Genomic DNA, 20,128 nt, shown 5'->3' with positions numbered 1-20,128 from the left:
ATGGAACTATTAGACAAGGTGGGGTTTTATTTTTGGGTCATTTTAGTGGGCTTTATCGGCGGCATCCTTGATTATATCGACAGCGGCAGCAAGAAAAAGGCTACGAGCGTCATTGTGGGGATTGCAACGTCGATGTTTTTGGGCTGGATAGGCTTTGAGATGGCGAATTTCTTTATAAAAGATACGAGAGCATCACTCGCAATATGTGGATTTCTTGCTTGGCGCGGAACCGAATGGATCAAAGAGACGATAGATAAGGCAATCAATAGTAAGCTGAACAGGCACGATGAATATTTTGATAAATTTGAGGAAAGAGGCGACTATGAGGATCAAGATAAATAGATTTAAAAACATCCACGATGGCACGATTGGGAAACTAACGATCACGGACGACGGAAAAAGGCTTTTTGAGTGCTTCACCCTAGAGCCCGCGGGCGCAGATACTACCGAGCGAGGCAAAGATAGACGGATTCCGGCGGGGCGATATCAAATGGAGTGGTATGCTAGCCCGAGCCAGAAGCGAATGTGTCCGCTTCTATACAGCGAGCTGGTGCCGAAAGAGCGCTACATTCTCATTCACCCCGGCAACTTCCCGAAAGATACCGCAGGGTGCATTTTGGTAGGCGACGGATACAACGCCGCGGGAGTCAGCAACTCCGTGCGGACATATAACTCGTTTTTTAAAATTTGCACGGGCAAACACATAGAATTCATAGAGATCACAAACGAGGAGGGGATATGAGCCTCATCGAAAACATCAAAACCCACGAGGGCTTTCGGGATTACATATACAAAGATAGCCTTGGAAAGGCTACGATAGGATACGGCTTTTTGGTAGCCGCTCTTAGCCTCGACGAAATCAAGCTCAACGGCGGCAAGATCGAGCCGATGAGCCGCGAAGTAGCGGAAAAAATCCTAAATCTGAAGGTTTCTAAGCTCAAAAAACGGGTTTTTCAGTGTTTACCGTGGCTTTCGGGAAAGCCGCAAAACGTGCAAGATACCCTAATCGAAATGGCATACCAGCTAGGGCTTGCGGGGCTCTTGGGCTTCCGTCATACTCTAGGCTGCATCGAAGCTGGAGACTACGCTCAGGCGGCAAGAAACCTGCGCGCAAGCCTGCTGTATCGCCAAACTCCAAAAAGGGTTGAGGGCTACATTAAAGGACTGAAAAATGGCTGATTACAAGGAAGCGTATAGCGAGCTTTACAAACGCGTGCTCGGCGACACTATGGCAGAGGATACGCCGTATAATAAATTTACGACGAAAATTGACGAGTATTTTGAAAAATACGGATTAGCAAACGATAAGAAATTTGAGATGCTTTGCAGCACCCTAGTGTCGATGACGCAGAGCGTAACGACGAGCTCACAAGATATTGCCCTAAGGCTTCTAAGCGAAAGCGAGGAGCTACCGCTACGAAAACAGCAGCTCGAAGCTCAAGTAAAAATAGCCGATGCCGATGTCAAACTCAAAGAGCGCGAGCTCGATCTGATGGAAAAAAAGCTAAATTTGGCAGATCGAGAGGCGGCATTTAACGAGGCGCGCACAGCTCTAATCAAAGAACAGACCAATAGCGAAAAAAAGCGAGGTCAGGCGATAGATAGAGAGATCAAGAGCTACGACGACAAGCTAAGAATTCAAGAGGCAAGCTTGCTAAAGGATAGCGTATTTGGCTACTCTGTTGGAGGACTAAATCCGCCTACAGAGATGACAACTAAAATGTTTAATGCAATCGATAGGATTACTCCGTAATGCGTAGCGAGGCCGCGGCTTTTTATCGTAACCCCTCGGGCGATGTAGTAGCCGATGCTACCAATGGAATGATCTACTCGGCGGTCGCGTATAATAAAATTTGTGAGTATCTGCACAAACAGCTCGTCCGAAAAGGGCGCGCACCGCAGCAGATATTTATAGATACGCAAAAATGGGAGCGGGTATATTACTGCAGAGATCTTGTTCCCCACGAGTTTGATAGACGCTATTATGTAGGTGGCTATCACTTGTATACGGGCGGACTTCAGCCCTACGCTTACGACGGAAACGATAATTTGGGTCTATCTCAATTTTTTGCGGGGCAAAAGCCAACCGCACCCTACTCCGGACCTAGCGACGGACAGATAACAGATTATTTTTGGATCAAGAAAACAAAATTTAGCAACTTCAGGATTGCCTGCAAATATAGCGGGCGATGGAATCAATATGAAATTTATCGTTTTTTTTCTTTAAATCGGAATCGTCCGATTGAAAAAATAATAGCGCTCTGCGGTATTACCAATTATCAAATCGTAAAGGAATTTTACGATGAAACAAAAAATATGGGCGGCGAGTTTATAGACCTCGACGAGGGAATTTGCTATTTTTACTATATGTGGTTTCCCGATCCCAATCATCAAGAGGGGGAACATGGAGGGAGACCATCCAAAATGCGTCTTGGTTGCACCGCATATCCTCTTTTTTATGCGGATAGTAATTCTCCCGTAATGGGCTCTAGAAAATGGGTCAAAAAGTGGAGCCAAATGTATAAATTGGTATATGATAGGAAATCCAAAGGCAAATTTGGCAAATGGGGGCCTATAATTAATATCGGCATAATAGCAATAACCTTTGTGCTGGCGGCTGTAACCGTCGGCGCATACGGACCTGCGGCAGGTGCCACAATAGGCGCACTAACAGGAGGCGCCGGTGCGGTCACTGTAGGAGGAGTAATGGCGACCCTTGCTGTCGCGGGCGCCATAGGTGGATTTATCGCTACAATAGGCTCTCTTTCTGGCAAAAAAAGCTTAGCTAAATTCGGACGCGTGATGGGTTTTATCGGCGCAATAGGCTCGATCTATCTATCCGTAAAATCTCTTTTTACCCAATCCGTCGCCGCTCAAAACGCGAGCACCGCGACTAATCAAGCTTTAGCGGGAGCAAGTGGAGCCAATCAGACCTGCCAGCTTTACAACGGCGTAAGCCCTAGCTCTTGGATAGGCTCGGGTAGCTCTGCGGGACTTGGCTATGCTGCAACGCAGGGGGTATCCATCGGTGGATTTGCCGCCGCAGGAGCTACTAGCACGTCACAGCTTTACCTCACTACCGCACTGAAAGTAGTAGGTATCGGTAGTAAGGCTTTTGCTTTGGTGCAAGATATACGCTCGGAATTTCGCAAACACGGCGACACGCAAGATACGGATATGCAAGAGCAAAGCGATGACGAAAAAGTAATCAGCGTCAGCGGTGACGCACAGCAAGACGAGGGCGACGTAACGCGTAGATTTTATGAGCGCGACGCAGAATACGACATCGGGCTTACGGGCGGCACGTTAATATCGATCGACGATAGCATATTGGATGAGCCGAATAGCGCGGTAAAAAGTATTTAAATTTATCTCCTATCAAATACTTTTTGCTGATTTTTTAGCTGACTATTATTTTTATAGCTCTTGTTAATACGATATTATAAGGCGCTTTTCGAATCCCTATCTACCCGCCATTCATTCAAATTTCACCCAATACTTTGGAGTTAAGATGAGCAATAAACTCCTTTCGATGAGCCTGCAGGAGCTGTGGCAGCTCTTTCCGATACGTCTCGTGCCGCACGATCCGCGCTGGAGCGAATACTTTAGGCAGGAGCGTAAAATTTTGCGTGGGCTGCTGCGAGACCCCGACGAGATCGAGATCCACCATATCGGCAGCACCGCAGTAAGCGGGATCTGGGCGAAGCCGATCGTAGATATTTTGATCGAGTGCTCGGATATCGCCGCCGCCAAACGGCGCCTGATAGACGCGGGCTATCTGCTAATGAGCGAAAGCGAGAGCCGCTGCAGCCTAAATAAGGGCTACACCGAGGCGGGATTTGCCGAGCGCGTTTTTCACGTGCATCTGCGAAATTTTGGCGATACAGATGAGATATTTTTTAGAGATTTTTTGCGGGCGAATGCGGATATCGCCGAGCAGTACGAGGCGCTTAAATTAGAGCTTTGCAAGCGCTATGAGTTCGACCGCGACGCCTACACTGCGGCGAAAAGCGAATTTGTGCTTAAATTTACGCGCATCGCTAAAGAAAATTCAAAATAATCGCGCAAATTTGAGCCTCTGTGTATCAGCTCACTCACCAAGAACGATAAAAATGGCTAAATTTTATAAACGAAATGGGTAGATAGCGCCGCACCTTGCAGATTAGTTTTTATAAAATTTTAATCGTAATTTCAAATTTTAAAGGCGACCGCCCAATTATCGTAGATAAATTTTACAAATCCGGCTAACGGCAAAGTCGTCCACAAAACGCGCCGTATCACCTATCGCCGTATCACACCGCAAACAAAAGGCGTTCCTGCACCTCGGTACAAGTTTAAATTTAAAAGCCTACGCGTCGTTAAATTTTTAGAATTTCACCAAAAACAAACTCACAAACTCGCTAAATTTAAAGCGGCGAAAATTTTAAATTCCTCGCCGCTAGCTAGCCAAGCGAATTCCACGCCGAGCGCTTGAATTTAATGATCGCTCTTCAGCCCCGCGCCGCAAAGCGGGATGATGCTATCTCCTTGCAGATCATGGCTTTCTTTGTAGCGCAGATACGCCGCGTAGGTAGCCGCGGTCGTGTGCTCGACGTAAAATCCGCCGCGCGCAAGCGCCGCTCTGGCAGGCAGTATATCGCCCTCGCTCGCCAAGATCACCTCGCGCTCGCCCGCGTAGCTAGAGCCGAGAATTTCACGCGCGCGCATCGGTCTTGCAATCGCGATGCCCTCCGCTAGCGTCGGCTGCGGCTCTATCTCGCGCGCCGCACCTTTGGCGTCAAAAAGCGGAGCGCAACGCTCGCCCTGAACGATGAAAATTTTCGGTAGCGCCTCGATAAGACCGCCCTCATATAGCTCGCCTAGCGCCGCTTGAGCGCCCAGCAGCAGCGTGCCGTTGCCCACGGGGATGAAGATATTGCGCGGCACCCTACCCAGCTGCTCGTAGATCTCATAAATGTAGCTCTTCGTGCCCTCGTAAAAGATCGGATTATAAACATGGTTGGCGTAATATATCTGCTCCTGCGCAGCCTTTTTGCGGCACGCATCCGCCGTTTCATCGCGGCTGCCGTCAAACACCGTGACATGCGCGCCGTGGCTTTTGATCATATCGATCTTTTTAGGCGACGTACCCTTCGGGACGTAAATTTCACACTCGATGCCCGCGCGAGCGCAGTACGCCGCCACGGCATTGCCCGCGTTGCCGCTGGAGTCTTGCAGCACCTTTTTTACGCCGATATTTTTGGCATGCAGCACCAAAACCGCCGCGCCACGATCTTTGAATGAAAGCGTAGGCATCGCGTAATCGAGCTTAAGATAGAGATTTTCGCCAAATTTCACGCTCGTCGTAAGCCCCTCGCCCATCGAAATTTCTCTAAATTTAGCCGTGTCGATGCCCATAAATCTTCGGTATCTAAAGATGCTAAACTCGCTTTGATCTACGAGCGCGGGGTTAAATTTAGGCGCGTCGGAGTTTAGCTTATACAGCCCGCCGCAGTCGCATTTATAGCTCAAAGTATCGATGGGCGCGTGCTTGCCGCAACCAGTGCAGATGAAATCGCTCATTTTCGCTCCTATTTTTTCTCTTTGATTTTTGCGACGGCCTCGATCTCTACGAGACAGCCGAAGTGTAGAGCCGTGGTCGGTACCACGACGCGGGCGGGCTTGTGCGCGCCGAAAAACAGCGCATACTGCTCGTCGATCACGTCCCAGTTCGCGACGTCAGGCGTATAGACGCGGCACATCCGCACGTCGCTTTTATCCGCGCCCGCGGCGGCGAGCACTGCCGCGACGTTGCCTAAAGCCTGCGCTGTCTGCGCAGCAAGACCCTCTGGAGCGGCTCCCGTGCGCGGATCCACGCTTAGCTGCCCCGAGACGTAGAGCGTACCGTCGTCATCTAGGATGCCCGGCGCATAATGCGCCTTTTTCGGCGCGAAATCGCTTGGGTAAATTTCTTTCATTTAAGCTCCTTTGCATATAAAATTTTATATAATTTTATTCTAAATTTATTAAAAATATATAAGTATTTCTATAAATTTGCAAAAATTTTAAAATTTAATCTAAATTTATAGATTTTTTTATATGAAATTTCAGGAGCCCGAACTGAACCAACTTTTGCAGACCTTTATACCGACCGCGCACCTTATTAAAAATACGATCGGCGATTGCGAGGTGGTCATCCACGATATGAGCACGCCGCAAAGCTCCGTCGTTTTCGTCCTCGGCGACGTAACGGGCAGGAGGATCGGTCAAAGCTTCGATCATCTGGTAAAGGACGTGTTGTTAAGCAAAAATTTTGAAAACGACTGCACCGCAAACTACTACTTCACCGCGCAAAACGGCAAGCTCATACGCTCCTCGACTTCGCTGATCCGCGGCGCAGACGGCAAAGTAGTAGGCGCGCTATGCGTAAATATCGATACCTCAAGCGCCATGGCCGCATACAAAGCAATAAAAGATCTACTGCCAAACGCAAAGCTCGATAGCAAGGAGCTGCAGGGCGCAAATTTTACCGACGGAAGCTGCAATAGCGCGGCATTAGATGGAGCGAGCTTAAAGGACGGCATAAATTTAGAAACGCAAAGCTCTAACGATTCGCAGCAAAATATCCTTGACATCGTCCAAGATCTGATCGCATCGGCTACGCACGATCTGGATGTGGAGGGGATGAAGAAAGAGGATCGAAAGCGCATCGTAAAATTTCTCGTGCAAAAAGGGATTTTTGAGGTAAAGGGCGCAGTGGAGCTCGTCGCAAAGGCTCTCAAGACGCAGAAAGTCACGATTTACTCGTATATGGATGAGGTAAAAAAGGAGGGCTAACCGCGGTACATAAATTTGATCTAAAATTTAATAAGCGTTGCGCGCCTTTTTATTAGCGTAGCCATTGGAGTGGCGCAAATTTTAATCTGAATTGATGAACCGATCTAAAAGCAGAACATACTAATTCCTATTTTATGCAGCATGTAACGGGGACAAAAGCAAAACTCATCTATTACTCGAACTCGTAACCCTTTGTATTCTTTAATTTCTCGTCATAATCGGCTCCGTTAGCAATTCGCTTGCGTGAAGCATTAAAATCCGCTCGTATCGGGCTTTTGTGCTCGTCAAACTCAAGCGGCGCGACACCGATGATATCTGCTAGCAGATGCGCTAAATCATCGCTCATAAAAGGCTTATCTTTCGCCGCAGCCAGCCTCTGCCATAGCGTAGCATGATCGCTCAAAAACTCGCGCGAGGCTATGAAAAGCAGCGGGATTTCGTAAGTAAAGCGGCTCTCCATGCCGTGCCCAAGGCGCCCGTTTTCGTATAAATTTTCGCCGTGATCGCTAAGATAGACGATGAGGCTGTCATCACCCGAAAAAATTTTAAAAATTTCATTTATGACAAAATCGTTGTAAAGCACGCTGTTGTCGTAATATGCGACGACATCTTTCTGCTTGGCAGTAAGTTTTGCCTTTACGTCCGCCGCGCTAAACTTACCAAATCCCTCGGGATATCGCAGGCTGTAATCCATGTGGCTACCGATAAGATGGATCACGTAGAAGTTTCGCTCGCTCTGCCCCGCTTTCGCCCGGTTTATGAGCGGAAGCAGTACTCCGTCGGGCTTGATGCGGACGGTTTCATAAAGATTGCTCTTTGAGAGGAAGGATTCCGCGTCCGCGCGATCGGCGGCACTTTTAGCGCTTAGCGCATGTGCGCCGAAAGCCTCTTGATTGCTGATCCAAAAGGTGCGGTAGCCACTTAGCTTAAACATATCAATGATGCTAAGGTTGCGAAACCAAGCCCTTTTGCGCTCGCTTTCGTAATCGCTGAAATTTAAAAGCCGCATCAGCACCTGATTAGTCGTGCCGTAAGGCGAGATTGTATCGCTAAATTTTATCAGATTGCCGCTTGCTTCGAGCTTCTCTAAAAGCGGCGTATTTTTAACGTCGTAGCCATAGAGCGACATATGCCCGCGCTGCAAGCTCTCGCCTATTATTAGAATGATATTTTTGACGCGAGACTTTTGCAAGGCGGGGTTTGTAGCGGCCTCAGGATTTTTGGAATTTAAGATCGCGCTGGGGCTTTGCGGCGTAGAATTTAAAGTCTCGCTCGAGCTTTGCGGCTCAGTGCCTGAAGCGAACGTAGAATTAAAATTTGCGCCGTAGTTTTGCGCCTGAGCGCTTGATGCGGGAGCGGAATTTTCAGACGCAGAATCCAAGGCGGCGCCTTGCGGATCTGAATTTGCGCCGCCTTTTAAAACGCTTTCGTTCGCGCGCTTGGCCTCTTCATATCCGAGCTGCACTTCGCGCATATCGGTAATGAAATTCTTATCGCTCAGATAATCTTTTATCGTAAAGGCAAACTCCAGCGGGACGTATTGCGATAGCTTGGTTATATAGCCCTGCTTGCCCTGGGAAGCTTTGACAGCAATATCCGCGCAAAAGATCGTTCCGTAAATGAGATAAATCGCCGCTAACAGCAATCTTAGACCGCTATGCGTTTGCTCCTCCTTTCTCCGCCCTGCTCTTAGCGCCGCAAAGATGCAGCCAAGTAGCACCGCTAGGTATAAAATCGTTGCAAAGTTAAGAAACTGCGAAATAAACTCGCTCGTCTCGGCCGCGTCGGTATGCACAAGCGCGTCAATCGCCACGACGTTGAAGCTTGAGTCGAAATTTACGATCAAAAATAAAGCCACGCTCGCAATCAGCGTAATTAGTACCAGTAGCACAACCGAAACGAGCTTAAAAAATCGCCCGCTAAGCAAGTAGCAGAGGTGAAAGATGAGCAAATTTACGATAAATACTACCGGAAAACTCTCGGCGATGTAGGCAAAGATGGGTCCGTTAATCTGATAATGTATCTTAGCCCAGCACGCGAGCAAGCATAGCGCCGTGCTAAGCCAAAACACTCTCCATATGGGACGTTCGCGCAGTGCGGTAAAAAAGCCGCGGTCGATTTTCATAAGCAAGCGCGCCACGAGCTCGCCCACTTTCGTCCGCGCCATAAGCCCGCCTATATTTGCTAGCGCTACATAAAATTTTTCTCTCATTTTATATTTCCTGCCTTGTACGAAGAGACGCGACGACGCGCACTCTGCGTAGCGCGACATGTTTTCGCTTTAAAATCAAGGCGCAATCTTAGCCGCTTAAAGCTTTGAGCTCGCTTACTTGCGCGCTTTTACGTTTCAAATTTTACAGCTAAATTTTAAAGATACGGGCGGGGGGTAGTAGAATTGGGCGACGGAATTTTAAGGCTAAATTTTAATTGAAAGCGAATCTATGAGCGAAACTACAAGACGAGGCTTTAAAAACAGAAAGCACGAACTAAAACCTAACCCTTAAAATTTTACGGCTAGACTGCAAACCGTCGCAATAGATTTTAAAATTTCTAGTGCGATAGGTTTCCTTTGGATAAAATTTATACACGAAGCGGCTGAGGTAAAATTCTATGGCACGAGCGATATAAAATTGTCGAAAGCTAATCGCGGGCGGAATTTCGCACCGGCAAAGCGAAAAAATTTTAACTAGGCTGAGCCAGCTTTTGCGCGGAAATTCTACGCAACGCTTAGGACTTCTACCTTATCGTCGAAAACCGCCATGCAATGCTCGTAATGGCTAGTGCGAAGCCCATCCTTGCTTCTCGTGCTCCATTTATCCTCGGCGATGACCGGCGTGCCGTCCTTTTGGCAGATCATCGGCTCGATGCAAAAGACCATACCGTTTTTGATTTTGGGGCCTGATTTTGGATTGTTGCCCTCCAAATAATTTGGGATCTCAGGCTCTTCGTGCGGGTGCTTGCCGATGCCGTGACCGCAGAAGCCGTATAGCGGCACGAAGCCGCGCGCACGGATAAATTTCTCGATCTCGAAGCTTAGCTCTTTGAAGTGCATCCCTACCCTGATCGTTTTGATGGCAAACTCCAGCGTATCCTTGCTGCATGCGATGAGATCTTCGTCGGCTTTTGAAATTTTACCGACGGGCAGGGTGCGTGCGCTGTCGCCGAAATATCCATTTAGCTTCGAGCCCAGATCGACGCCTAAGATATCGCCCTCTTGCAGGATCGTCTCGTCTGGGATTCCATGGATGATGACTTCATTTAACGAGAGGCAGGCGGCGTTTGGAAAGCCGTATAGCCCTTTAAAAGCCGGGTACGCACCCTTAGAGGTGATGAAATCGTCGATCTTTTTATCGACTTCGAGCAGGCTAAGACCAGGTTTTATAAAAGAAGCTGCGTAATCAAGGGCCTGCGCAACGATCTTGTTCGCTGCACGAAGCCCCTCTAAATCTTTTTTTGTTTTAAGCAAAATCGCCATTTATAACCCGACCGCACTTAGAGTCTGATATTTGTTCATATAGATCTGCGCTTCGATGCGCCTCATCGTATCAAGAGCGACGGAGACGACGATCAGCACGCTAGTGCCGCCGAAATAAAACGGCACACCCATAAATTTAACGAGCAGCCACGGGATGACGGTTACTAGCCCGAGATAGATCGAGCCCCAAAACGTAAGGCGGCTAGCAACTTCGTTTAAAAAGCTCGCCGTTCCCTCACCCGGACGAATGCCCGGGATAAATCCGCCCTGCTTCTTTAAATTTTCACTAATGTCCTTGGAATTAAAAGCAATTGACGCATAAAAATAAGCGAAAAATATAACCAACACAAAGGTCAAAAAGTTAAAGAAGTAATTGCTAGGGCTAAGGAAATCGTGGATCTTTTGGATGATCGGATTGGTGCTTGCCTGTAAAATTGTAGTCGGAAACATCAAAATCGCGCTTGCAAAAATAGGCGGAATGACGCCACTTAAATTTAGCTTGATCGGCACGTAATTCATAATGCGCTTGTTTTGATTCGCCATCAATACCTTGCGCGAAAATGAAACGGGGATCCTGCGTTCGCCTAGCTCCACATATAAAATTGCTCCGATAGTAGCCAGGATAATTAGCAAGATCGCGATTAGCTTTAAAACGTTCATTTCGCCGGTATTTACTAAATTTACGGTACTTCCGATCGCTCTAGGGATGGCGCTTACGATACCTGCAAAGATAATAAGGCTAGTGCCGTTACCGACGCCGCGCTGCGTAATCTGCTCGCCGATCCACATCAAAAGCATGGTGCCTGCCAGCATCGAAATGCACGAGATGAAAACAAACTCGTTGGTATTTTCGGCCATTATCGCAGGCGCTCCGGTCTGTCCGTGGATGCCCTGCAAGCCGATGCTAACACCGATGGATTGAACCATAGCGATTGCGATTGTAGCATATCGGATGATCTGCATATATTTCTGCATACCGTCGCGCTCTTTTTTGAGTTTGCCTAAATTTGGAAAGGTTGCGGCGAGCAGCTCCATAATGATCGAAGCGGTAATATAAGGCATGATGCCTAGCGAGATAACGCTGAATCGCTCCGCCGCGTTACCGCTAAACATATTAAACATTCCAAAAGCGTTGTTGCTATTGTTTTGAAAAAATTGCTTTATAACCTCAACGTCCACTCCCGGAACTGGCACGTAAGCTAGCAACCTATAGGCAAAAAGAAAGCCCAAAGTAATGAGAATTTTGTTGCGTAGCGATTTATTCATTATTTTTGTCCGCTAGACTTTACGTTCTCGTCTTTGATCTTGCTAGCAAGCGCTTTTGCGCCTACGCCGATCAGCTTGATCTTTTTAACGGAATTCGAAATTTTATGAACGGATTTGATGCTTTCAATCGTAATCTCGCTAAGATCTTTGATAGCTTCGATTTTATCGACATTAATCACGTAAGGCTTTTCAAATTTAGAAGTAAAACCTACCTTTGGAAGCCTTCGTTGAATCGGCTGCTGACCGCCCTCGAAGCCTCTTTTTTCGTGAGAGCCAGTGCGTGCGGTCTGACCCTTGCCACCGCGACCCGCAGTTTTACCTAAGCCGCTTCCTTGACCGCGACCCAAGCGCTTAGTAGCGTGAGTCGAGCCCGGGGCTTTTTTAAGATTTTCTAATCCCATCTTTTATCCTTGTTAGTGTTTTAACATGCTAAGAGCTTTCATCGTAGCTCTTACGACATTTGAGGAGTTGTTCGAACCTAGCGATTTGGTGAGGATATCTTTAACACCCGCAAGCTCTAAAACCGGGCGGACTGAACCGCCTGCGATAACGCCGGTACCCTCGCTCGCCGGCTTAAGTAAAATTTTGCTCGCATTGTATTTAACTTCGATATCGTGAGTGATAGTAGAGCCGTTTAAATTTACCTTGATAATATTTTTAAACGCATCATCTACCGCCTTTTTAATCGCGTCAGGAACTTCTTTGGACTTACCAAAGCCAAAGCCTACCAAGCCGTTTCTATTGCCTACTACGATAAGAGCCGTAAACCTAAACCTTCTACCACCTTTAACGACCTTCGTAACCCTACCGATATTGACGATTACCTCTTCGAATTCTTCTCTATTATACTTTTCCACAATCATTCCTTTGGGTTATAGTTTGATGCCGTTTTGGCGTAGCGACTCGGCAAAACTTGCGATTACGCCGTGATACAAATAGCCATTGCGATCGAAAATCGCTTCAGAGATGCCTTTATCCTTTAGCTTGGAAGCTAAATCTTTAGCTAAGCTAGCCGCGCCCTCTTTGTTCGCCTTTAAATTTAAAACCTTACCGCTGCTGGCGCACAAAGTCGCGCTCGCGGCGTCGTCGATAGCCTGAGCGTAAACTGTCCTATTGGATTTGAAAATAGAAATTCTAGGGCAAGATGCGACGCCTGAAATTTTAGCGCGAATTCTTCTTTTTCTCTTGATTCGTAAAGAGATCTTTCTTTTTAATACGTTCTGTGTCATTTCTCAACCCTTATTTCTTAGCTGTTTTTCCGGCTTTGCGGATGATATGCTCTTCAAGATACTTGATGCCTTTGCCCTTATACGGCTCAGGCGGTCTGAATCCTCTAATCTCGGCTGCTACTTGACCTACTTGCTGCTTGTCGTCGCCTTTGATAGTTACGACGTTTTTATCTACGAAAATTTCGATTCCCTTTGGAGATTCAAAATTTATCGGATGCGAAAAGCCCAAATTTAGCTCAAGTACCTTGCCCTTCATCGCGGCTCTATAGCCGACGCCGTTGATTTCAAGCTGTTTTGAAAAGCCCTCGGTAAGACCAAGGACGATATTATTGGCCAAAGCGCGGTATGTTCCCCAATACGCCCTACTCTGTCTATCTTCGCCCTTAGGTGAGAATTCTATCTTTCCGTCTTCGATTTTTACATCGACATGACCTTTTAAATCAAGCTCTTTTTCGTTATTTGATTTTTTAAATTTTAACGACGAGCCGTCGATTTTGACCTCTAAGCCGTTTGGAATAGAGATCGGTTTTTTACCAATTCTTGACATAATTTTCCTTTTTATTTGTCTAGGGTATGTCTACTTTTACGAATGGATACCACAATGCCATAAAAAGTAGAAACTTCTTACCAGATCGTGCAAAGCACTTCGCCACCGACGCCGGCTTTGTGCGCGTCAATACCACTCATAACGCCCTTGCTTGTGCTAACGACGACGGTTCCGTAGCCGTTTTTGAAGCGCTTGATTTCGTCTTTGCCCTGATATACACGGCGACCCGGAGTCGAAATTCTTTTAACTTCGTTTATCACGCTCCTGCCCTTTTCGTCGTATTTAAGCACTACGTTGATGATCTTTTTATTGTTTTCCTCTACTACGTTGTAGCTCTCGATATAGCCCTTCTCGGCTAAAATTTTAAGCATAGCCTCAACGACGTTTGAGTGAAAAAGCTTAGTCGTATCTAGCCTTCGCATCGCAGCATTTCTGATGCGAGTTAGTCCATCTGAAATAAGATCGTTAATCATCTCTTCTCCTTACCAGCTTGCTTTTTTTAGACCCGGGATCAAGCCCTCATTTGCCATCTTGCGAAGGCAAACGCGACAAATTCCAAAATCCTTATAAACGGAGTGCGGACGACCGCAAATTTGACATCTGGTATATGCGCGAGTGCTAAATTTAGCGGGGCGTTTCGCCTTGGCTACCATTGATTTTTTTGCCATATCATTTTCCTTTTGCAAAAGGCATGCCGAATAACTCTAGCAATTTAAATGCCTCTTTATCGTTATTTGTAGTCGTTACGACGGTTATATTCATACCGTGAGTTTTTAAAATTTGATCGTATTCGACCTCTGGGAACATCAGCTGCTCTTGCAAGCCGAAGTTATAATTGCCGCGTCCGTCAAAGCCCGTTCTAGGTAGTCCTCGGAAATCCTTAACTCTAGGAAGCGCGATAGAGATCAGTTTGTCCAGGAAGGCAAACATCTGCTCTTTTCGTAATGTAACCATTATGCCTACCGGGAAACCTTCGCGCACTTTAAAACCGGCAACCGATTTTTTTGCATTGACGATAAGCGCTTTTTGGCCTGCGATCAGTGAGATAGTATCGGCCATATTTTGAAGCACCTTTTGATCTTTGCTCGATTCGCCCGTTCCTACGCTGATAACGATCTTTTCAAGCGCCGGGATAAGCATAGGATTTTTTATATCAAATTCTTTCTGCAAAGCAGCTCTGATGGAATTAGCGTATTTATCTTTTAGTCTGCTCATAATCAACCCTCTACCAACGCAACGTTTGAAATATCCATAGGCATCTCTTTGCTTGTAAAGCCGCCTTGCGGATTTTGCTCGGTTGGTTTGATAGCCTTTTTAGCCATTTTACAACCCTCGACGATAACTTGAGCTTTTTTAGGAAAGACGGCCTTAACGGTACCTGTTTTGCCCTTATCGTCACCTGCGATGATCTTTACTTGATCACCCTTTTTAATCTTAAATTTTACTGCCATTATAAAACCTCCGGAGCCAGCGAAACGATCTTCATAAAACCGCCGTATCTGACCTCTCTACCGATAGGACCGAAAATACGAGTACCGATCGGCTCTTTTTTTGAATCCAAAATAACGGCTGCGTTCTCATCGAATCTAATTAGTGAGCCGTTGCCTCTGTGCAACTCTTTAGTCGTACGAACGACTACGGCTTTTACTACTTGACCGCGCTTAATCTTGCCGTTAGGGAGCGCTTTTTTTACAGAGCAAACGATGATATCACCGATTGTAGCGTATCTTCTTTTGCTGCCGCCCAAAACTTTAATACACATAAGTTCTTTTGCGCCGCTATTATCAGCTACCGCAAGTCTGGTAAAACTCTGTATCATTATTCAACTCCTGTTTTCAAAACCGCTTTTAAGCGAAACGATTTTCTAGCGCTTAGCGGTCTGCACTCAATCGCAGATATGGTATCGCCGATCTTTACGACGTTGTTCTCATCGTGGATCAGATATTTTTTAAATCTTTTTACGATCTTTCTATATCTAGGGTGCATAACCCTTCTTTCTACCAAAACGGTAGCTGTTTTATCGCCCGCCTTCTTTACAACTACGCCTTGAATTTCTCTTTTAAATGCCATAACCTATCCTTATTTCGCTTTAATAGCGGTGTTGATTCTAGCGATATCTTTTTTGATAGCGCGAATCTCGTTAGGATTGCTTAACTGCATAGTTTTTAGCTTTTGTCTAGCCGTAAATAAAAGCAACTTACTTTGTTTCAACATAGAATTTAGCTCAGCCAAATCTTTATCTTTCAAATCAGTATATTTCATTTTCGCTTTCCCTACTTACGATTTTCGTTTTAAAAGGTAGTTTATGAATCGAAAGCATAAGCGCCTCTTTAGCAACCTCTTCGCTAACGCCGGTCATCTCGAAAATGATCCTGCCCGGTTTTATATTCATTACCCACTCTTCTACGCCGCTCTTACCCTTACCCATACGAGTTTGTAGAGGCTTTTTGGTAAGCGGTTTGTCTGGGAATACCTTAATCCAAATTTTAGCTTGACGATTCACGAAGCGCGTCATCGCGACACGAGCCGCTTCGATCTGGCGAGAATTTACCCTACCCGCCTCTACCGCTTTGATACCGAAATCGCCGAACGTCAAGGAATTTCCTCTCGTCGCATAGCCGCGATTGCGACCTTTCATCATCTTGCGGTATTTTGTTCTTTTTGGCATCAACATAACTATTTACCTCTTCTTGGTCTGCGTGTTTTTTTAGGCGCATCGTCGGTTTTTTCAGCCTGGATGCCTTTTTGTAAAATTTCACCCTTAAAGATCCAAACCTTAATGCCGATATTGCCGTAGGTCGTATGCGCTTCGGCAAAGCCGTAATCGATCCTAGCCCTTAGAGTATGAAGCGGAACGCGTCCCTCCAAATACCATTCGGTTCTAGCCATCTCTGCACCGCCCAAGCGACCTGCGACGCAAATTTTAATTCCCTTTGCGCCCGCTTTTTGAGCGCCTTGGATGACTTTCTTCATAGCGCGGCGGAATGCAACGCGACGCTCTAGTTGCATAGCTACGTTTTCCGCAGCCAAAAGTGCGTTCGAGCCTACTTTGCGCTCCTCTTTGATATTAATGGCTATGTCTTTATTGACTAGCTTAACGACTTCGCTTCTTAAATTTTCGACCTCGCCGCCTTTTTTGCCGATGATAATACCCGGTCTTGCGGCTACGATCGTTACGCGAATTTTCTTAGCCGTTCTTTCGATAAGAATTTGGCTAATTCCCGCATAGTAAAGCTTGGCTTTTAAAAATTTGCGAATCTTGTAATCCTCGCCGATACTCTCGGAAAGCGTCGCTTTAGAAGGGAACCATCTAGACTCCCAATTTCGATTAATTCCTAATCTTAAACCGATCGGATTTACTTTCTGTCCCATTTACGCTTCCTTCTTACTTGGTTTTGCTACTTCGACGATGATGTGCGAAGTAGGCTTGCGGATACGGCTAGCCGTACCTCTGGCGCGCGGACGAAATCTCTTAAGTACGGGACCCGCATCCACTCGGCAGCTGGTAACTACGACCTCTTCAGGCTCAAAGCCGCCGTTTGCGACCGCGCTTGAAATCGCCGTAGCGATATATTTCGCGCCGCGATTAGGCGTAAATTCTAAAGTAGCAAGGGCAAATTCCGCATTCATGCCTTGAATTTGCTTTGCGATAAGTCTTGCTTTTGTCGGCGAAAGGCGAACAAATTTAATAGTTGATTTACTCATATGCTATCCTTACTTGCCGATCTTTTTCTGCACGGAGCCTTTGTGGCCCTTGAAAGTGCGCGTAGGAGCGAACTCGCCTAATTTATAACCGATATGATGTTCGGTAACGTAAACCGGGATAAAATTCTTTCCGTTATGAACGTTAAACGTAAGTCCGATCATCTCAGGCACGATCGTGCTTCGTCTCGACCAAGTCTTGATCGGTTTGTTATCGCCGGCTTTCTTCGCCGCAACGACTTTTTTCATTACGTGATCATCTACGAAAGGACCTTTTTTTAGCGATCTAGCCATTTTTATTTTCCTTTCCTTCTTGAAATTATAAGCTTATCGCTCGCTTTTTTATGGCGAGTTTTATAGCCCTTCGTCGGTTTGCCCCACGGAGTTACCGGATGGCGGCCGGAGTTTTTCTTACCCTCGCCACCGCCGTGTGGGTGATCAACCGGGTTCATTGCAGAACCTCTGGTTTGAGGACGGATACCTCTGTGGCGATTGCGTCCGGCTTTGCCGATGACGACGTTTGCCCACTCTTCGTTACCTACTACGCCGATACTAGCCATGCACTCTGCGAGCACTCTTCTCATCTCGCCGCTAGGCAGACGCAAAATGACGTATTTTTCCTCTTTACCCATAAGCTGAGCATAACTTCCTGCGCTACGTGCCATTTGGGCGCCTTTGCCGGGTTTTAACTCGATATTGTGCAGGATAGTTCCCACAGGGATGTTTTTCATCTTCATCGCGTTGCCGGGTTTAATATCTAATCCGCCCTCGGCAGCTGCTACTACGTCGCCCACATTAAGATCATTAGGCTTGATGATGTAGCGCTTCTCGCCGTCTGCGTATGAGATCAATGCGATACGGCAGTTGCGATTCGGATCGTATTCGATCGCCTCGACTTTGCCAGGAACACCGAATTTATTTCGCTTAAAATCGATAATTCTATAAAGTTTAGCTGCTCCGGCTTGTTTATGGCGACTGGTAATGCGACCATTGTTGTTTCTTCCGGCTGCGGCAGGAATTTTAACGAGCAAGCCTCTAACGCTAGCTTTTGCAGTGATATCCTCGCTGCTAAGACCGGTCATAAATCTTCTACTTGGAGTATACGGTTTATAAGTTTTAATCGCCATTTTACGCCTCCATGCTTTCTAGGCTTGCGCCCTCAGGTAGTTTGACGTAGAATTTTTTTACATCGTTTCTAGCGCCCATTTTACCTCTAAATCTTTTTACTTTGCCGTCCTGTCTTAAAGAATTTATCTTTAGCGGAGTGATCCCGAAATAGTTTTTTAAAACGCTCTTTAGTCCGTTTTTCGTAACCGACGGGCTAGTTTGGATAACGACCACGCCGTTTTCTTGAAGACCGAGAGACTTTTCCGTATAAAGGATCGTTTTGATATCTGTTATATCTGCCATTTTAGTCCTCTTTCACTATTGATTCAAATGCCGCTTTTTCGAATACGACTGAGCCGTAAACTGCTATCAGGTAAGCATTGACCTCGCTTGCATCAATGACATAGCAATTCTTAAGATTTCTATAGGCCAAAAGAGTTTGTGCGTCCAGCTCGTTTTTAACGATCAACGCATCTCTAACGCCCAGTTTCTTGATAAAATTTGCCGCATCTTTGGTTTTACCGCTTTTTAGCTCCAAATCGTCGAAGATAAAAATTTTACCCTCGTTTGCTTTCTCATTGATAGCAAATTCCAGCGCAAGGCGTTTTTGCTTTTTATTGACCTTCTGCTCGTAATTTCGCTCGTTAGTCGGACCGAATGCGACCGCGCCGCCTACCCAGACATTGGTTCTCGTTGAGCCCGCACGTGCGCCACCGCGACCCTTTTGTCGCCACGGTTTTTTACCGCCGCCGCTAACCTCGGCGCGAGTTTTAGCGTTAGCCGTATTTGCGCGAAGCGAAGCAAGGTAAGATTTGACGTATAAATATAGATTGTGCGAATTGACTTCCGAAAATTTCGCAGGGATTTCAATTTCGCTTGCTTTTTCCAGTTTTTCGTTAAGCACGCTTACTTTACTCATTTTACTATCCTTATTCTGCCCATTGCGCCGTTAAATCCAGGAACCGAGCCCTTAAGCACCAAAATTTTATTCTCGGCATCAAAGCTTACGACTTCGTTTTTGGCAGTGATCGTTTCATTTCCAGTGTGTCCCGCCATCCGCATACCAGGCTGAACGCGACCGGGCCACTCGCAGTTGCCAATAGAACCAGGCCTTCGGTGGAAGCGGCTACCGTGCGCTGCAGGGCCGCCTGCAAAGCCATGGCGCTTAATGACGCCTTGATAGCCTTTGCCTTTTGATCTGAAGCTTACTTTGACGATCTTGGCCTCGCTCAAAACATCTAAATTTTGATCGCCAAGCTCGGCATTTTCTAAGCTTAACGTCGCAAATTTATTAAATTCCTTACTCAAACTATATTTCTTTTGAATGCCGGCGATAGCTTTGTTATACGCCTTGCCGTCTGCGTAGGCTACGATAGCTTTTTTCTCATCGCAAACTTCGCAAATTTTGGTATTGATAAGTCGTAAAAGCGTCACGGGCGTGCTGCTCGTGTCGATCGTCCTACTCATACCTATTTTTTCTACAATATATTCCATTGTTTTACCCCTTATTTGCCCATCGCATGAACTTCGACGTTGACTTCCGGAGCCAAATCAAGCTTAGTTAGCGAATCAACCGTATCTGGCGTAGCCGCTACGATGTCTAGCATACGAGCGTGAATTTTCATCTCAAACTGCTCTCTGGAGTCTTTATTTACGTGCGGAGATCTTAAAACGGTGTAGCGTTTAATCTTCGTAGGCATCGGCACGGGACCTCTGACGTCCGCACCTGTTCTTTTTACGGCTTCAACGATAGCCGAAACTGTGCGATCTAAAACTCGATGGTCATAAGCCTTGAGTTTTAACCTAATTTTTTGCATCACTTTTCCTTAATAAAGAACTTGTCGCAACGCGCGACCCTTTGTTTCAAACAAAAGACGCACATTATATAAAAGCGCTCCCTTTTTGTCAAGAAAATAGCCAAATTTTATGGAAATATTTCCTTTTTATAAGGAAAAATATATAAAATTTCGAAAATTTTTAGAGTGT

32 protein-coding genes are annotated in these 20,128 nt (G+C 46.3%); 7 read left to right on the top strand and 25 right to left on the bottom strand.

The genetic code is table 11. The features are described from left to right. From CGRAC_RS00995 to CGRAC_RS00970, 6 genes are all read left to right on the top strand, one after another. Positions 1–342 (top strand): phage holin family protein, encoded by a 342-nt coding sequence (locus CGRAC_RS00995; protein WP_040303083.1) that lies wholly within the window; start codon positions 1–3, stop codon positions 340–342. After that, positions 323–742 carry a DUF5675 family protein gene (locus tag CGRAC_RS00990; protein WP_005868931.1) on the top strand — a complete coding sequence of 140 codons (420 nt, stop codon included), beginning with the start codon at positions 323–325 and terminating at the stop codon, positions 740–742. Before CGRAC_RS00995 ends, CGRAC_RS00990 begins: the two co-directional genes overlap by 20 nt. Next, on the top strand, positions 739–1,179 hold the full coding sequence (locus CGRAC_RS00985; protein ID WP_005868929.1) for a glycoside hydrolase family protein: 441 nt from the start codon (positions 739–741) through the stop codon (positions 1,177–1,179). The genes CGRAC_RS00990 and CGRAC_RS00985 overlap by 4 nt, the downstream gene beginning before the upstream one ends. After that, on the top strand, positions 1,172–1,753 hold the full coding sequence (locus CGRAC_RS00980) for a hypothetical protein (protein WP_005868927.1): 582 nt from the start codon (positions 1,172–1,174) through the stop codon (positions 1,751–1,753). The genes CGRAC_RS00985 and CGRAC_RS00980 overlap by 8 nt, the downstream gene beginning before the upstream one ends. Next, on the top strand, positions 1,753–3,366 hold the full coding sequence (locus tag CGRAC_RS00975) for a hypothetical protein (RefSeq protein WP_005868926.1): 1,614 nt from the start codon (positions 1,753–1,755) through the stop codon (positions 3,364–3,366). The genes CGRAC_RS00980 and CGRAC_RS00975 overlap by 1 nt, the downstream gene beginning before the upstream one ends. Positions 3,367–3,511: 145 nt before the next feature. Next, complete coding sequence (locus CGRAC_RS00970) at positions 3,512–4,060, top strand: GrpB family protein (protein WP_005868966.1); 549 nt, start codon at positions 3,512–3,514, stop codon at positions 4,058–4,060. Between the two features lie 416 nt (positions 4,061–4,476). On the opposite strand, the gene CGRAC_RS00965 is transcribed toward CGRAC_RS00970, so the two are convergent. Continuing rightward, positions 4,477–5,562 (bottom strand): threonine synthase, encoded by a 1,086-nt coding sequence (locus tag CGRAC_RS00965; protein WP_005868972.1) that lies wholly within the window; start codon positions 5,560–5,562, stop codon positions 4,477–4,479. A gap of 8 nt (positions 5,563–5,570) precedes the next feature. Continuing rightward, positions 5,571–5,957, bottom strand: a complete 387-nt coding sequence (locus CGRAC_RS00960; RefSeq protein WP_005868974.1) for a RidA family protein — start codon at positions 5,955–5,957, stop codon at positions 5,571–5,573. Positions 5,958–6,078: 121 nt separating this feature from the next. Between CGRAC_RS00960 and CGRAC_RS00955 the strand changes: the two genes are divergently transcribed. Further along, positions 6,079–6,816 (top strand): helix-turn-helix transcriptional regulator, encoded by a 738-nt coding sequence (locus tag CGRAC_RS00955; RefSeq protein WP_005868978.1) that lies wholly within the window; start codon positions 6,079–6,081, stop codon positions 6,814–6,816. Positions 6,817–6,988: 172 nt separating this feature from the next. On the opposite strand, the gene CGRAC_RS00950 is transcribed toward CGRAC_RS00955, so the two are convergent. The 23 genes from CGRAC_RS00950 to rpsJ all read right to left on the bottom strand — a co-directional run bounded on the left by CGRAC_RS00950 (position 6,989) and on the right by rpsJ (position 19,959). Further along, entirely contained in the window at positions 6,989–9,028 is a 2,040-nt protein-coding gene (locus CGRAC_RS00950) for a phosphoethanolamine transferase (protein WP_169748460.1), read from the bottom strand. Positions 9,029–9,532: 504 nt separating this feature from the next. Beyond that, on the bottom strand, positions 9,533–10,291 hold the full coding sequence (gene map, locus CGRAC_RS00945; protein ID WP_005868981.1) for a type I methionyl aminopeptidase: 759 nt from the start codon (positions 10,289–10,291) through the stop codon (positions 9,533–9,535). Then, positions 10,292–11,557: a preprotein translocase subunit SecY gene (gene secY, locus CGRAC_RS00940; RefSeq protein WP_005868983.1), complete on the bottom strand. Its 1,266-nt coding sequence runs from the start codon at positions 11,555–11,557 to the stop codon at positions 10,292–10,294. Beyond that, positions 11,557–11,958: a 50S ribosomal protein L15 gene (gene rplO, locus CGRAC_RS00935; RefSeq protein ID WP_005868985.1), complete on the bottom strand. Its 402-nt coding sequence runs from the start codon at positions 11,956–11,958 to the stop codon at positions 11,557–11,559. The genes secY and rplO overlap by 1 nt, the downstream gene beginning before the upstream one ends. Before the next feature lie 12 nt (positions 11,959–11,970). Next, positions 11,971–12,414, bottom strand: a complete 444-nt coding sequence (rpsE, locus tag CGRAC_RS00930; RefSeq protein WP_005868986.1) for a 30S ribosomal protein S5 — start codon at positions 12,412–12,414, stop codon at positions 11,971–11,973. A gap of 15 nt (positions 12,415–12,429) precedes the next feature. Continuing rightward, positions 12,430–12,786, bottom strand: coding sequence for a 50S ribosomal protein L18 (gene rplR / locus CGRAC_RS00925; protein WP_005868987.1), 357 nt, complete (start codon positions 12,784–12,786; stop codon positions 12,430–12,432). A gap of 10 nt (positions 12,787–12,796) precedes the next feature. Beyond that, complete coding sequence (gene rplF / locus CGRAC_RS00920; RefSeq protein WP_005868988.1) at positions 12,797–13,333, bottom strand: 50S ribosomal protein L6; 537 nt, start codon at positions 13,331–13,333, stop codon at positions 12,797–12,799. A 77-nt stretch (positions 13,334–13,410) separates the two neighbouring features. Then, on the bottom strand, positions 13,411–13,806 hold the full coding sequence (gene rpsH, locus CGRAC_RS00915) for a 30S ribosomal protein S8 (protein ID WP_005868989.1): 396 nt from the start codon (positions 13,804–13,806) through the stop codon (positions 13,411–13,413). A 9-nt stretch (positions 13,807–13,815) separates the two neighbouring features. Next, positions 13,816–14,001, bottom strand: coding sequence for a type Z 30S ribosomal protein S14 (locus CGRAC_RS00910; protein ID WP_005868990.1), 186 nt, complete (start codon positions 13,999–14,001; stop codon positions 13,816–13,818). A 1-nt stretch (position 14,002) separates the two neighbouring features. Then, positions 14,003–14,548 carry a 50S ribosomal protein L5 gene (gene rplE, locus CGRAC_RS00905; protein ID WP_005868991.1) on the bottom strand — a complete coding sequence of 182 codons (546 nt, stop codon included), beginning with the start codon at positions 14,546–14,548 and terminating at the stop codon, positions 14,003–14,005. Between the two features lie 2 nt (positions 14,549–14,550). Then, positions 14,551–14,784 carry a 50S ribosomal protein L24 gene (rplX, locus tag CGRAC_RS00900; RefSeq protein ID WP_005868992.1) on the bottom strand — a complete coding sequence of 78 codons (234 nt, stop codon included), beginning with the start codon at positions 14,782–14,784 and terminating at the stop codon, positions 14,551–14,553. Beyond that, a complete protein-coding gene (rplN, locus tag CGRAC_RS00895; protein WP_005868993.1) occupies positions 14,784–15,152 on the bottom strand; it encodes a 50S ribosomal protein L14 in 369 nt (122 codons plus the stop codon). The genes rplX and rplN overlap by 1 nt, the downstream gene beginning before the upstream one ends. Then, entirely contained in the window at positions 15,152–15,403 is a 252-nt protein-coding gene (gene rpsQ, locus CGRAC_RS00890) for a 30S ribosomal protein S17 (protein WP_005868994.1), read from the bottom strand. Before rpsQ ends, rplN begins: the two co-directional genes overlap by 1 nt. A 9-nt stretch (positions 15,404–15,412) precedes the next feature. Beyond that, a complete protein-coding gene (gene rpmC / locus CGRAC_RS00885; protein ID WP_005868995.1) occupies positions 15,413–15,595 on the bottom strand; it encodes a 50S ribosomal protein L29 in 183 nt (60 codons plus the stop codon). Then, on the bottom strand, positions 15,582–16,007 hold the full coding sequence (gene rplP, locus CGRAC_RS00880; RefSeq protein ID WP_005868996.1) for a 50S ribosomal protein L16: 426 nt from the start codon (positions 16,005–16,007) through the stop codon (positions 15,582–15,584). The genes rpmC and rplP overlap by 14 nt, the downstream gene beginning before the upstream one ends. A 2-nt stretch (positions 16,008–16,009) precedes the next feature. Further along, positions 16,010–16,705 carry a 30S ribosomal protein S3 gene (gene rpsC / locus CGRAC_RS00875; protein ID WP_005868997.1) on the bottom strand — a complete coding sequence of 232 codons (696 nt, stop codon included), beginning with the start codon at positions 16,703–16,705 and terminating at the stop codon, positions 16,010–16,012. Then, on the bottom strand, positions 16,706–17,038 hold the full coding sequence (gene rplV / locus CGRAC_RS00870) for a 50S ribosomal protein L22 (protein ID WP_005868998.1): 333 nt from the start codon (positions 17,036–17,038) through the stop codon (positions 16,706–16,708). Positions 17,039–17,047: 9 nt separating this feature from the next. Continuing rightward, positions 17,048–17,329 carry a 30S ribosomal protein S19 gene (rpsS, locus tag CGRAC_RS00865; RefSeq protein ID WP_005869002.1) on the bottom strand — a complete coding sequence of 94 codons (282 nt, stop codon included), beginning with the start codon at positions 17,327–17,329 and terminating at the stop codon, positions 17,048–17,050. Between the two features lie 2 nt (positions 17,330–17,331). Then, the gene (rplB, locus tag CGRAC_RS00860) at positions 17,332–18,162 is read right to left on the bottom strand and encodes a 50S ribosomal protein L2 (protein WP_005869003.1); all 831 of its coding nucleotides are present in this window, start codon (positions 18,160–18,162) and stop codon (positions 17,332–17,334) included. 1 nt (position 18,163) lies between these two features. After that, positions 18,164–18,445: a 50S ribosomal protein L23 gene (locus tag CGRAC_RS00855; protein WP_005869004.1), complete on the bottom strand. Its 282-nt coding sequence runs from the start codon at positions 18,443–18,445 to the stop codon at positions 18,164–18,166. Between the two features lies 1 nt (position 18,446). After that, entirely contained in the window at positions 18,447–19,061 is a 615-nt protein-coding gene (rplD, locus tag CGRAC_RS00850; protein ID WP_005869006.1) for a 50S ribosomal protein L4, read from the bottom strand. Next, a complete protein-coding gene (rplC, locus tag CGRAC_RS00845; RefSeq protein ID WP_005869007.1) occupies positions 19,058–19,636 on the bottom strand; it encodes a 50S ribosomal protein L3 in 579 nt (192 codons plus the stop codon). Before rplC ends, rplD begins: the two co-directional genes overlap by 4 nt. Before the next feature lie 11 nt (positions 19,637–19,647). Beyond that, a complete protein-coding gene (rpsJ, locus tag CGRAC_RS00840; protein WP_005869011.1) occupies positions 19,648–19,959 on the bottom strand; it encodes a 30S ribosomal protein S10 in 312 nt (103 codons plus the stop codon). Positions 19,960–20,128 lie beyond the last annotated feature (169 nt).

The sequence above is a fragment of the Campylobacter gracilis genome (assembly GCF_001190745.1).
GTDB classification, from domain to species: Bacteria; Campylobacterota; Campylobacteria; order Campylobacterales; family Campylobacteraceae; genus Campylobacter_B; species Campylobacter_B gracilis.
Note: the sequence above shows the minus strand (reverse complement) of the source record. Positions and strands in the feature narration are given on the sequence as shown.

Coding starts and splice junctions, on each gene's coding strand:
- CGRAC_RS00995 (WP_040303083.1), top strand. CDS start 1: ATGGAACTATTAGACAAGGTGGGGTTTTATTTTTGGGTCATTTTAGTG.
- CGRAC_RS00990 (WP_005868931.1), top strand. CDS start 323: ATGAGGATCAAGATAAATAGATTTAAAAACATCCACGATGGCACGATT.
- CGRAC_RS00985 (WP_005868929.1), top strand. CDS start 739: ATGAGCCTCATCGAAAACATCAAAACCCACGAGGGCTTTCGGGATTAC.
- CGRAC_RS00980 (WP_005868927.1), top strand. CDS start 1,172: ATGGCTGATTACAAGGAAGCGTATAGCGAGCTTTACAAACGCGTGCTC.
- CGRAC_RS00975 (WP_005868926.1), top strand. CDS start 1,753: ATGCGTAGCGAGGCCGCGGCTTTTTATCGTAACCCCTCGGGCGATGTA.
- CGRAC_RS00970 (WP_005868966.1), top strand. CDS start 3,512: ATGAGCAATAAACTCCTTTCGATGAGCCTGCAGGAGCTGTGGCAGCTC.
- CGRAC_RS00965 (WP_005868972.1), bottom strand. CDS start 5,562: ATGAGCGATTTCATCTGCACTGGTTGCGGCAAGCACGCGCCCATCGAT.
- CGRAC_RS00960 (WP_005868974.1), bottom strand. CDS start 5,957: ATGAAAGAAATTTACCCAAGCGATTTCGCGCCGAAAAAGGCGCATTAT.
- CGRAC_RS00955 (WP_005868978.1), top strand. CDS start 6,079: ATGAAATTTCAGGAGCCCGAACTGAACCAACTTTTGCAGACCTTTATA.
- CGRAC_RS00950 (WP_169748460.1), bottom strand. CDS start 9,028: ATGAGAGAAAAATTTTATGTAGCGCTAGCAAATATAGGCGGGCTTATG.
- map (WP_005868981.1), bottom strand. CDS start 10,291: ATGGCGATTTTGCTTAAAACAAAAAAAGATTTAGAGGGGCTTCGTGCA.
- secY (WP_005868983.1), bottom strand. CDS start 11,557: ATGAATAAATCGCTACGCAACAAAATTCTCATTACTTTGGGCTTTCTT.
- rplO (WP_005868985.1), bottom strand. CDS start 11,958: ATGGGATTAGAAAATCTTAAAAAAGCCCCGGGCTCGACTCACGCTACT.
- rplR (WP_005868987.1), bottom strand. CDS start 12,786: ATGACACAGAACGTATTAAAAAGAAAGATCTCTTTACGAATCAAGAGA.
- rplF (WP_005868988.1), bottom strand. CDS start 13,333: ATGTCAAGAATTGGTAAAAAACCGATCTCTATTCCAAACGGCTTAGAG.
- rpsH (WP_005868989.1), bottom strand. CDS start 13,806: ATGATTAACGATCTTATTTCAGATGGACTAACTCGCATCAGAAATGCT.
- CGRAC_RS00910 (WP_005868990.1), bottom strand. CDS start 14,001: ATGGCAAAAAAATCAATGGTAGCCAAGGCGAAACGCCCCGCTAAATTT.
- rplE (WP_005868991.1), bottom strand. CDS start 14,548: ATGAGCAGACTAAAAGATAAATACGCTAATTCCATCAGAGCTGCTTTG.
- rplX (WP_005868992.1), bottom strand. CDS start 14,784: ATGGCAGTAAAATTTAAGATTAAAAAGGGTGATCAAGTAAAGATCATC.
- rplN (WP_005868993.1), bottom strand. CDS start 15,152: ATGATACAGAGTTTTACCAGACTTGCGGTAGCTGATAATAGCGGCGCA.
- rpsQ (WP_005868994.1), bottom strand. CDS start 15,403: ATGGCATTTAAAAGAGAAATTCAAGGCGTAGTTGTAAAGAAGGCGGGC.
- rpmC (WP_005868995.1), bottom strand. CDS start 15,595: ATGAAATATACTGATTTGAAAGATAAAGATTTGGCTGAGCTAAATTCT.
- rplP (WP_005868996.1), bottom strand. CDS start 16,007: ATGTTGATGCCAAAAAGAACAAAATACCGCAAGATGATGAAAGGTCGC.
- rpsC (WP_005868997.1), bottom strand. CDS start 16,705: ATGGGACAGAAAGTAAATCCGATCGGTTTAAGATTAGGAATTAATCGA.
- rplV (WP_005868998.1), bottom strand. CDS start 17,038: ATGAGTAAATCAACTATTAAATTTGTTCGCCTTTCGCCGACAAAAGCA.
- rpsS (WP_005869002.1), bottom strand. CDS start 17,329: ATGGCTAGATCGCTAAAAAAAGGTCCTTTCGTAGATGATCACGTAATG.
- rplB (WP_005869003.1), bottom strand. CDS start 18,162: ATGGCGATTAAAACTTATAAACCGTATACTCCAAGTAGAAGATTTATG.
- CGRAC_RS00855 (WP_005869004.1), bottom strand. CDS start 18,445: ATGGCAGATATAACAGATATCAAAACGATCCTTTATACGGAAAAGTCT.
- rplD (WP_005869006.1), bottom strand. CDS start 19,061: ATGAGTAAAGTAAGCGTGCTTAACGAAAAACTGGAAAAAGCAAGCGAA.
- rplC (WP_005869007.1), bottom strand. CDS start 19,636: ATGGAATATATTGTAGAAAAAATAGGTATGAGTAGGACGATCGACACG.
- rpsJ (WP_005869011.1), bottom strand. CDS start 19,959: ATGCAAAAAATTAGGTTAAAACTCAAGGCTTATGACCATCGAGTTTTA.